Genomic DNA, 10424 nt, shown 5'->3' with positions numbered 1-10424 from the left:
CCCCCGACCGGACCGGCGGGCCGCCGGTGAACATCGACAGCACGCTGAGCGCCCACGACCACACGTCGGTCGCGCGGGTGATCGGCGTCCGGCCGCCCGCCGCGGCCCGCGCCTGCTCGGGCGAGCAGTACGCCGGGGTCAGCCCGGCGAAGCTGACCAGCGGGTCGGCGTCGGGCCGCGGGACGCCGTCCTCGCCCGCCCGGACGCGCGCCTTCGCCAGCCCGAAGTCGGTCACCTTGACCGTGCCGTCCCGCGTGAGCATCACGTTGGCGGGCTTGACGTCCTGGTGGACGAGCCCGCTGCGGTGCGCGTGGTCAAGCCCCCACGCGAACTGGATCGCCACGTCGATGATCCGGCCCACGGCGCGCCCCGGGTCCGGGTCGTGGAGGCGGCGGTCCTCGATGGCGTCGGCGAGGCTGCCGCCGGCGACCCACTCGGCGAACACGCCGGGCAGCGGGCCGAGCCGGCGCACGTACGCGCAGCTCACCGTGTGCGGGTGCAGGCCGAGCCCGACCCAGGTCTCCGCCTCGGCCTCGAAACCGCGCAGCCCCTGCTCCGATCCGACCAGCTCGGGGCGGGGCACCTTCATCGCGAGGTCGGTGTCCCAGCCGCGGTGCCGCACCCGGTAGACCAGGCCCATGCCGCCGCTCGCGACCACGTCGAGAACCTCGTAAAGATCGAGGACGACGTCGCCGCGCCGCCAATCCAGGACGTCCCCCGCGTCGACCATTCACCGGATCCTACGGATATGTCGGCGCGCTCCTCTACGGTTGGGCGACATGGAAGATCACCTCCCGGACGAGGACGTCCTGGCCCTCCCGGACGCGTGGCGGCGCTCGCTGCACGCGCGGCGCGGCGGTGCGCCCGGCCCCAAGATCAAGAAGGTGGACGCGTCGGCGCCCGGTGCCGTCCGGCGGTTCGTCGAGGAGACGACCGGGGCGGTCGACGCGCTGCTGGAGGGCGGGACCGGCGAGCCGGCGCTCGCCGAGGCCGCGCGCCGGCACCTGGACGGGGAGGCCGATCCGGCCGGCGCGGCCGCCATCGCCGCCGTCACCGCGATGGGAAGCGGCGGACCGAACCGGCAGGACAGGGTGCACCGCGCGTTCGCCGACGCGTGGATCACCGAGCACGGCCTCGCGTTCGCGGCGTGCGCGCTGGTCGAACTGAGCCGCACGGGCGCCACCCGCAAGGGCGGCGGCGGGTGGCGCGGCACGTGGGTCGGCGCCGTCCGCACACTGGACGAGTCGGTCGGGGTGTCGCTGGAGGAGGCGCGGCGCGTCCGCGGGCTGCTGGCCGCCGCCTCGGAATCCGACTACGCCGAAGCGGTCGCCCGGCTGGCCGGGCACAGGTCCGGCTGGGGCGCCCGCTGGCTCGTGTCCTATCTGGTCCCGGCGCGGGAGGACTGGGTGGACGAATGCTGCGCCGCCGCCGGCCCGCAGTCGCGGCGCCACGACCTCAGTCCCCTCGTGCTCTCGGCACTCGGGAAGGCGGACCAGCTCGCCGCGCCGTTCCCGGCGCGCGGCCTCCTCTGGGGCCAGGCCACCCGGGCGCTGCTCGCCACGATGGTGGACGGCATCGGCCCTGACGCGCTCCCGTTCCTGCTCGGCCAGGCCGACACGGGCAACCTGGAGTCGGACGACCGCAAGCGCATCTACGAGACGGTCGCCGTCCTGCCGACCGACGAGGCGTTCCAAGCCCTCCTCGACCGGTTGGACCGCAAGCACGTGCGGGCCGCGCTCGGCGAGGCGGCCCGGCGGTTCCCGGTCCGGGCGCTGCGGCTGCTCGCGCGGGCGGGCGCGCACGAGATGCTCGCGAACCACGTCGAGGCCAACCCCGAACTGGTCGCCGCGGTGCTGCCGGGTCTGCCGGACGATGTCGCCGCGGCCGTCGAGCGCGTCGCCGCCGCGTCCACCCGCGCCCCGGCCGCGGCACCGGAAGACCTGCCCGCCGTGCTCACCGACCCGCCGTGGCTGCGGCCCCGGCGTCCCATCGTGGGCGGCCTGGACGTCCCGGAGCCGAGGCTCGCGTGGCGGGACGGTGAACGGCAGGCGTGGCTCGACGTCGACCCGAAGACCGCCGCGCCCGACAGCACCGACTGGGAGATGCTCGTCGAGGGCTACAAGACGGGAACCCACAAGACCGGTCCTGTGTCGCTCCTGGTGTACGGGCCGGAGGAGCTGATCCGGCCCCTCCTCCGCGGCTTCCGCGGCTACGGCCGCCAGTACCGGCACCCGTGGCTGCCGTCTCTCGTGGCCCGCTACGGAATGGACGCGCTGCCCGTCGCGGTCGGGGCGTCCAAGGCGTTCCTGGAGAGCGCCTCGGAACCGCTGATGCCGTACCTGGACGCCGGCGTCGCGATGCTGATGGCGGAATGGCTGAGCAAGGGCGGGAAGTTCGGCGCGCCCGCCCGCGAGTGGTTCGACCGGCACGGGACCGACGCGGTGCCGCTGCTCGTCCCGGCGGCCCTCGGCGCGAAGGACGGGGAGCGGCGGTACGCCGAGACCGCGCTCCGCCACCTCCAGGGCGCGCACGGTCTCGACGGCGTCGTCGCCGCCGGCCGCGCACACGGGGACGAGCCCGCGACCGCGGTCGCGGAGCTGCTGTCCATGTCACCGGCCTGGTCGGGGCTCGACCGGCCCGCGAAGGCCGGCGGCTGGGTGGAGCTCGCCGCACTGCCGCAGGTCCTGCTGCGCGGCGGGGAACGCGCCCTGCCCCTTGACGCGACCGGCCACCTGATCGACCTGCTCACCCTCACGACCCCCCACGAGATGGACGAGTTGCGGCGGGTCTGCGAGCCGGACACGATCGCCGGGTTCGGCTGGGCGCTGTTCCAGCAGTGGCTCGACGCCGGCAAGCCGGCCAAGGACGCCTGGGCGCTGCGGCAGCTCGGCCGGACCGGCGACGACGAGACCGTCCGGCGCCTGACCCCGGTCATGCGGGCGTGGCCGGGCGAGGGCGGGCACAAGAACGCGGTCAACGGCCTCGGCGTGCTCGCCGAGATCGGCTCCGACGTGGCCCTGATGCACCTGCACGGGATCGCCCAGAAGGTGAAGTTCAAGGGCTTGCAGGCGGAGGCGCAGGAGCGGATCCGGCAGGTCGCGGAGCGGCTCGGCCTGACCACCGGTCAGCTCGCCGACCGGCTCGTCCCCGATTTCGGCCTGGACGCCGAGGGCGGCATGGTCCTCGACTACGGGCCGCGCCGATTCACCGTCCGGTTCGACGAGCAGCTCAAGCCGTTCGTCGCGGACGAGGACGGCAAGCAGCGCAAGGCCCTCCCCAAGCCCGGAGCCAAGGACGACCAGGCCCTCGCACCGGCCGCCTACAAGACCTTCGCCGGGCTCAAGAAGGACGTGCGGACCGTAGCCGCCGACCAGCTCCGCCGCCTGGAGCAGGCGATGGTGACGCAGCGCCGCTGGACGTCCGCCGAGTTCGGCGAGTTCATCGTCCGGCACCCGCTCGTCTGGCACATCGCCCGCCGCCTGGTCTGGCTGTCGGAGGACGGCGACAAGGCGACCGCCTTCCGCATCGCCGAGGACAGGACGCTCGCCGACGCCGCCGATGACGCGTTCACCCTCCCGGAGTCGGCCCGCGTCGGCATCGCCCACCCGCTGCAGCTCGACGTGGACGCCTGGTCCGAGGTGTTCGCCGACTACGAGATCGTGCAGCCGTTCGCTCAGCTCGCCCGTCCCGTCCACGCCCTGACCGAGGACGAGCGGAGCAGCGGCCGGCTGGAGCGGTTCGAGAAACTGGAGGTCCCGTTCGGGAAGGTCCTCGGGCTGGTCAAGCTGGGCTGGGAGCGCGGCGCGCCGCAGGACGCGGGCGGCGAGCGGTGGATCTCCCGCCGCGTCGCCGACGGCCGCCACGTCGTGATCGACCTCGATCCCGGCATCTCGGTCGGCGCCGTCGACGCCACCGGCGACCACCAGGTCCTCGACTACGTCTGGTTCGCGACCGAGCCGGGCGACTTCCGGCCCCGCAAGGGAACCCCGCTGACGTTCGGCGAGCTGGACGACGTCATGGCGTCCGAGATCCTCGCCGACCTGACCACCCTCGAAGAGGCCGCCGAAAAATGAGCGATGACTACCAGCGCCCGCCCGCCGAGGTCCGGTTCGCCGCCGAGCTGGAGCGGCTCCGCGCGGACGACTCCGGGCCGGTGCCGCCCGGCTGGGCGCTGAGCCTGACGGCCGCGCGGCGGTTCATCGTCGGGGACGACGCGCTCGGCGTCCGCCGCAAGTTCGTCGGCGACACCTCCCTCATCGACCGGGCCCTGGTCACCCTCGCGACGAGCCGCGGGCTGATGCTCGTCGGGGAGCCGGGGACGGCGAAGTCGCTGCTGTCGGAGCTGATCGCGGCGGCGGTGAGCGGCGCGTCCACGCTGACGATCCAGGGCGGCGCGGCGACGACCGAGGACCAGATCAAGTACTCGTGGAACTACGCGCTGCTGGTGTCGGAGGGGCCGTCCACGCGGTCGCTCGTCCCGGCGCCGCTGCTGACAGGGATGGCGGAGGGGAAGGTCGTCCGGTTCGAGGAGATCACCCGCTGCCCGCTGGAGGTGCAGGACGCGCTGCTGTCGCCGCTGTCCGATCGCGTCCTGGCGATCCCGGAACTCTCCGGTGCAGTTGCCAGGGGGCGTGGGGGGTCGTCCCCCCACACGGGACAGAGCGCGGTTGCCGGGGGGCGTGGGGGGTCGTCCCCCCGCACCGGGCAGAGCACGGACGCGATGGTGTTCGCGCGCGACGGGTTCAACGTCATCGCGACCGCGAACACCCGCGACCGGGGCGTCAACGAGATGAGCGCGGCGCTGAAGCGGCGGTTCAACTTCGAGACCGTGTTCCCGATCGCCGACTTCGCGACCGAGCTGGACCTCGTCGAGCAGGAGGCGGCGCGGCTGCTGGAGCACAGCGGCGTCCGGGCGGCGCCGCGCCGGGACGTCCTCGAAGTGCTGGTCACCGCGTTCCGGGAGCTGCGCAACGCCGCCACCGAGGACGGCCGGTCGATGGACCGGCTGTCGGCGGTGATGAGCACGGCCGAGGCCGTGTCCGTCGCCCACCAGGTCGGGGTGCGCGGCTGGTTCCTGCGCGGTGAGGCGGGCGGCGCCGCCGACATCGTCGAGTGCCTCGCCGGGACCGCCGCCAAGGACAGCCCCGAGGACCTCGCCCGGCTGCGCCGCTACCTGGAGCAGCAGGCCCCGCGGCGCGGCGGCGAGCAGTGGAAGGCGCTGCACGCCGCCCGGCACCTGCTGCCCGGCTGATGGCCGTCACGTTCATCGGCGTCCGGCACCACAGCCCGGCGTGCGCGCGGCTCGTCCGGGACACGGTCCGGCGGCTGCGTCCCGCGTACGTGCTGGTGGAGGGGCCCGCCGACTTCGGCGGACGGGTGGACGAGCTGCTCCTCGGCCACGAGCCGCCCGTCGCGGTCTACAGCTACTACCGGGACGCGGAACGCGTGCACTCCTCCTGGTCGCCGTTCTGCGGGTACTCGCCGGAGTGGGTCGCGCTCAACGAGGGGCGGGCGGCCGGCGCCGAGCTGAGGTTCATCGACCTGCCCGCGTGGCATCCCGCGTTCGCCGGCCGCAGCAACCGGTACGCCGACGCCGAACGCCGCTACACGGAGGTGACCGAGCGGCTGTGCCGCGAGTTCGCCGTCGACAACACCGACATCCTCTGGGACCACCTCTTCGAGATCGACACAGGCGGCGCGGCGGAGCGGCTCGACGCCTACTTCGCCCTGCTGCGGGGCGAGGCGGAGGCGGGGGAGGACGACACGGCCCGCGAGTCCTACATGGCGGAGTGGGTCCGGGCGGCCGCGGCCGACGCCGGTGACCGTCCCGTCGTGGTGGTGACCGGGGGCTTCCACAAGCCGGCGCTCGAAGCCCTGACCGCGTCGAGAGACGGTGCGTCCGGCGGCACGGGCTGGCCCGGGGTGCCGGAGCCGCCGGAGGACGCCACGGGCGGCAGCTTCCTCGTCCCGTACTCGTTCCGGCGCCTGGACGCGTTCACCGGCTACCAGTCGGGCATGCCGTCGCCCGAGTACTACCGGCGGGTCTGGGAGGACGGCCCCGAATCGGCCGCCGGCGCCCTCATCGAGACGGTCGTGGGGCGGCTGCGCGAGCGGAAGCAGGTCGTCTCGACCGCCGACCTGATCGCGGCCCGCACCCTCACCGAGGGCCTCACCCGGCTGCGCGGCCACCCGGCGCCCGCCCGCACCGACCTGCTGGACGGCCTGGTGTCCGCGCTGGTGAACGACGACCTGGACCAACGGCTCCCGTGGACGTCCCGCGGCCCGCTCGCCCCCGGCGCGCACCCGGCCGTCGTCGAGATGGTCGCCGCGCTGAGCGGGAACCGGGTCGGCCGGCTGCACCCCGACACGCCCGCGCCGCCGCTCGTCGACCACGCCGCGGCCGAGCTGGAACGCCTCCGGCTCGACCGCGACGGGCCGGTGGCCCTCAAGCTGACGACCCCGCGCGGGCTGGAGCGCAGCAGGGCGCTGCACCGGCTGCGCGTCCTGCGGATCCCGGGCATCGAGCGCGACTCGGGCCCCGCGACGGGCGCCGACCCGGTGCTGGAGGAGCGCTGGGTGCTGGACGGGTCCGACCACGGCGGGCACCGGCTGTCCGCGCTCATCGAGGCGGGCGCGTACGGGCCGACCCTCGAGGACGCCGCCGCGGCCGTCCTGGACGAGCGCATGAACGGCGCGGGCACCGACATGGAGCGGCTCGCGGACGTGCTGTTCGACGCGGCGCTGTGCGGATGCGCGGGCCAGTCCGACCGGATCGCCGAGTCGATCGCCGCCGGGATCGCGGGCGCGTCCGACATCGGCGCGCTCGGCGCCGCGCTGGCGGCCGTCCTCGGGCTGTGGCGGCACGACCGCGTCCTCGGGACGGCCCGCAGCCCGCTGTTCGGGACGGTCATCGCCGAGTGCGTCACCCGCGTCCTGTGGCTGGCCGAGGGCGTCCGCGGCGGACCCGCGCCCGCCGACCTGCAGCGGCTCCGCGCCGTCGCCGCGACCCGCGACGCGCTCCTGCACGCCGCCGGCCCGCTCCGGCTCGACCGCGACGCGGCGCTCGGCGTCGCCCTCCGCGTCGCCGCCGAACCCGGCGCCCCTCCCGACCTGCGCGGCGCCGCGTTCGGGCTGGGCCGGGCCCTCGGCGACACCTCCGACCCGGCTCGCGCGGTGCGGGGCGCCGCCGGCCCGCAGACGTTCGGCGACTGGCTCGCCGGGCTGTTCGCGCTGGCCAGGCAGGAGGTCCTCGACCCGGACGCGTCCGTGCTCGGCGTGCTCGACGAGCTGGTCGGCGCGCTGAGCGACGAAGACTTCCTGGTGGCGCTGCCCGCGCTGCGGCAGGCGTTCGAGTTCTTCCCGCCCCGCGAACGCGAGTCGATCGCGCAGGGGCTGCTGGACCGGCGCGGCCTGCAGGGCTCCGCCCGCGCGCTGCTCCGCACCCCGGACGCGCCGCTGCTCACCGCCGAGGCCCGCGCACTGGAGGCCCGCGTCGACCAGGCTCTCTCGTCCGCCGGTCTTCTCCTGGATGAGCGCAGCGAACCGGGGGGCGAGGGAGGCCGGCCACTCGCAGACAACACGGAGGAGTCGTGATCCCACCCGATCTGGAACGCTGGCGGCTGGTCCTCGGCACGCCCGCCGAGTCCTGCATGGGCGGGCTCGGCGGCGGGGCCGCCGAACGAGACGCGGCGCTCGACTGGCTGTACGGGCGCGACCCCGACCTCGGCAGGCGCGGGGTGCGGCGCGGCGCGCCCGGCGGCGGCAAGGGCGACCGGCCGGACGACCGGCGCGGCGGCGACGGGCCGTCCCAGCTCACCACCGTCGACTGGCTCGACGCCGTGCACCGGCTGTTCCCCAAGGAGACGATCGAGCGGCTCGAACGCGACGCCGTCGAACGCTATGAGATCCACGAGGTCGTCACCGACCCGGCCGTGCTGGAGCGGATCGAGCCGGACGAGGCGCTGCTGCGGGCCGTCCTGCGCACCAAGCACCTGATGAACCCGGAGGTCCTCGCGCTGGCCCGGCGGATCGTGGAGGCCGTCGTTCGGCAGCTGATGGAGCGGCTCGCCACGGAGGTCAGGCATGCGTTCCACGGCACCCGCTCGCGGCGGTCCAGCCGGATCAAGAACTCCCGCAACTTCGACTTCCACCGCACGATCCGCGCCAACCTCGCGCACTACCGGCCGGACGAGCGCCGCCTCTACATCGAGAACCCGCGGTTCGTGTCCCGGACGCGGCGGCACGTCGAGCAGTGGCAGATGATCCTGCTGGTCGACCAGTCCGGCTCGATGGTCGGGTCCGTCATCCACGCCGCCGTCACCGCCGCGTGCCTGTGGGGGCTGCCGGGCCTGAAGACGCACCTCGTCGCGTTCGACACCTCCGTGGTCGACCTGACGTCCGACGTCACCGACCCCGCCGAGCTGCTGATGAAGGTCCAGCTCGGCGGCGGCACCGACATCGCGCGGGCCGTCGGCTACGGCGCCGGGCTGGTGGACAACCCGCGCCGCGCCATCGTCGCGGTCATCAGCGACTTCTACGAGGGCGGGGACGCGTACCGGCTCGTCCGGGAGGTGCGGCGGCTCGTCGAGCAGGGCACCCAGGTGCTCGCGCTGGCCGCGCTCGACGAGGCGGCCAACCCGTCCTACGACCGGGAGATGGCGCAGCGCCTCGCCGACGTCGGCGCGCACGCGGGTGCCATGACACCTGGGCAGCTCGCCGAGTTCGTCGCGGAACGGATCGGCCGATGACCCGGAGCGACCTGCTCTCCCTCACCCCGGACGCGCTCGCCGCCCTCGCCAACCGCGGCCTCGTGAAACGCGCCGCCAAGGACCTCGACGCCGGCAACGGGCCCGACGTCACCGTCTCCCCGGACGGTGACGTGGACGGCGCCTTCCCGGACGGCACGAAGACGTCCCTCCCCGCCGGCGCCGGCCTGGAGGCCGCGACCTGCTCGTGCGCGGCGACCGGCACCTGCCGCCACCGGATCTGCCTCGTCCTCGCCTACCAGCGGACCGGCGCCGAACCGGCCGCCCCCGAGACCGCCTGGTCACCGGGGACGTTCGGCGACGACGCGCTCGCCCGCGTCCTCGGGCAGCGCGCCATCACCGCCGCCCGCCGGACGCTCCGCGCGGGCTACTCGGCGAAGATCCGCCGCCCGACCGCCGAGGACGCGGTGGCGCAGGTCGAGCTGCAGACCTGCACCGTGCGCTTCCTCGTGCCGGACGAGCTGGGCTACGTCCACACCGACGCCGTGGCGGCCGTCCGCGGCGAGGTCACCGTGCTCGCCGTCTGGGCGTTCCGCGCCGCGGACGAACGCGGGCTGACGGGCGAGGACATCCGCCTCGACGTCGGTGGCGGCGGCTCGGCCGGGACGGCGGGCGGGGGGCCCGACACCGCGCTGGACACCGCGCTCGACCTCGCCGGCCAGGTGCTCCTTGAGGGCGCCATGCACGCGGGGCCGGTCCTCGCCACCGCGCTGGGCCGCACCGCCGCGGACCTTTCGGCCGCGGGCCTGCACTGGCCCGCCGCCGCCCTGGACGACCTGGCCGCGCAGCTCGCCGCCTACCACGGCCGCCGCGCCGACCACGACCCGGCCCGCAACGCGGAACTGGTCGCCGAGGTCCACGCCCGCCACCGCGCCGCCGGGACCGGCGGCCGCTCCCAGGTGCTCGGCACGAACGAGTCCGCGGACACCCCGCTGCGGCGCGTCCGCCTCGCCGCCCTGGGCTGCCGCGTCGCGGGCACCCCTGAATCGCGCACCGCCGACATCTACCTGGCGCACACCGGCACCGGGATCGTGCTCGTCCTGAAACGCCGCTGGGACGTCCCGCCCGGGGAGACCCTGACGGGCGCCGACCTCGCCGGACGCAGGATCCTCGGCTCGCCCTTGAGTGCCCTCGCCGCCGCGAACGTCGTCTCCGAGAGCGCCACCCGAAGCGCGGGACGCCTCGTCCGCGTGGCGTCCGGCCGGATCGCCAAGACGACCGTCACTCCGCTGGGCGACGCCTGGGACGGCCTGCCCGCCGCACTCCTCGTCCGCGACCTGGAGTCGGAGGCCCGGGCCCTGGACGCGCTGCCGCCCCGCCTCGTCCGCCCCCGCGTCCAGGCCGAACTGGCCCGCGTCATCGAGATCGCCGAAGTCCGCGACATCGGCTACCACCCGGGCGCGCAGCGCCTCGAAGCGGTCGTCGCCGACGCCGCCGGCACCCGGGCCGTCGTCTCCGCCGACTACAGCCCGCACCGCCCGGCCGCCCTGGACGCCCTGGCCGACGCCCTGGCCGCGGCGCCCCGCTTCATCTCCGGCACCATCCGCCGGGACGGCGGCGGCCTGCTCATCGACCCCTTGGCCGTCCAGACCGCCGGCGGCGTCGTCGTGCCCGACCTGGCCGCCGGCGACGGCACCGCCGCCCTGGACGCCCCGGCCC

Annotated in this window: 6 protein-coding genes; 5 read left to right on the top strand and 1 reads right to left on the bottom strand. The window is 75.4% G+C overall.

What is annotated here, in order from left to right; translation table 11 throughout:
- Positions 1-730 (bottom strand): serine/threonine-protein kinase (locus tag E1293_RS39210; protein WP_132203908.1); only part of this gene is annotated, 730 nt, incomplete at its 3' end.
- Positions 731-779: 49 nt separating this feature from the next.
- Between E1293_RS39210 and E1293_RS39205 the strand changes: the two genes are divergently transcribed.
- From E1293_RS39205 to E1293_RS39185, 5 genes are all read left to right on the top strand, one after another.
- Positions 780-4073 carry a DUF4132 domain-containing protein gene (locus E1293_RS39205; protein WP_132203906.1) on the top strand — a complete coding sequence of 1098 codons (3294 nt, stop codon included), beginning with the start codon at positions 780-782 and terminating at the stop codon, positions 4071-4073.
- A complete protein-coding gene (locus tag E1293_RS39200) occupies positions 4070-5251 on the top strand; it encodes an ATP-binding protein (protein WP_132203904.1) in 1182 nt (393 codons plus the stop codon). The genes E1293_RS39205 and E1293_RS39200 overlap by 4 nt, the downstream gene beginning before the upstream one ends.
- Positions 5251-7593, top strand: coding sequence for a DUF5682 family protein (locus E1293_RS39195; protein WP_207939357.1), 2343 nt, complete (start codon positions 5251-5253; stop codon positions 7591-7593). The genes E1293_RS39200 and E1293_RS39195 overlap by 1 nt, the downstream gene beginning before the upstream one ends.
- Positions 7590-8747, top strand: coding sequence for a VWA domain-containing protein (locus E1293_RS39190; protein ID WP_207939356.1), 1158 nt, complete (start codon positions 7590-7592; stop codon positions 8745-8747). Before E1293_RS39195 ends, E1293_RS39190 begins: the two co-directional genes overlap by 4 nt.
- A partial coding sequence (locus tag E1293_RS39185; protein ID WP_132203902.1) for a hypothetical protein occupies positions 8744-10424 on the top strand: 1681 nt, incomplete at its 3' end. The genes E1293_RS39190 and E1293_RS39185, both read left to right, overlap by 4 nt.

Origin of the sequence: Actinomadura darangshiensis (assembly GCF_004349235.1) — a bacterium.
Taxonomy (GTDB): domain Bacteria; phylum Actinomycetota; class Actinomycetes; order Streptosporangiales; family Streptosporangiaceae; genus Spirillospora; species Spirillospora darangshiensis.
This window is presented reverse-complemented; position numbering and strand designations above follow the sequence as displayed.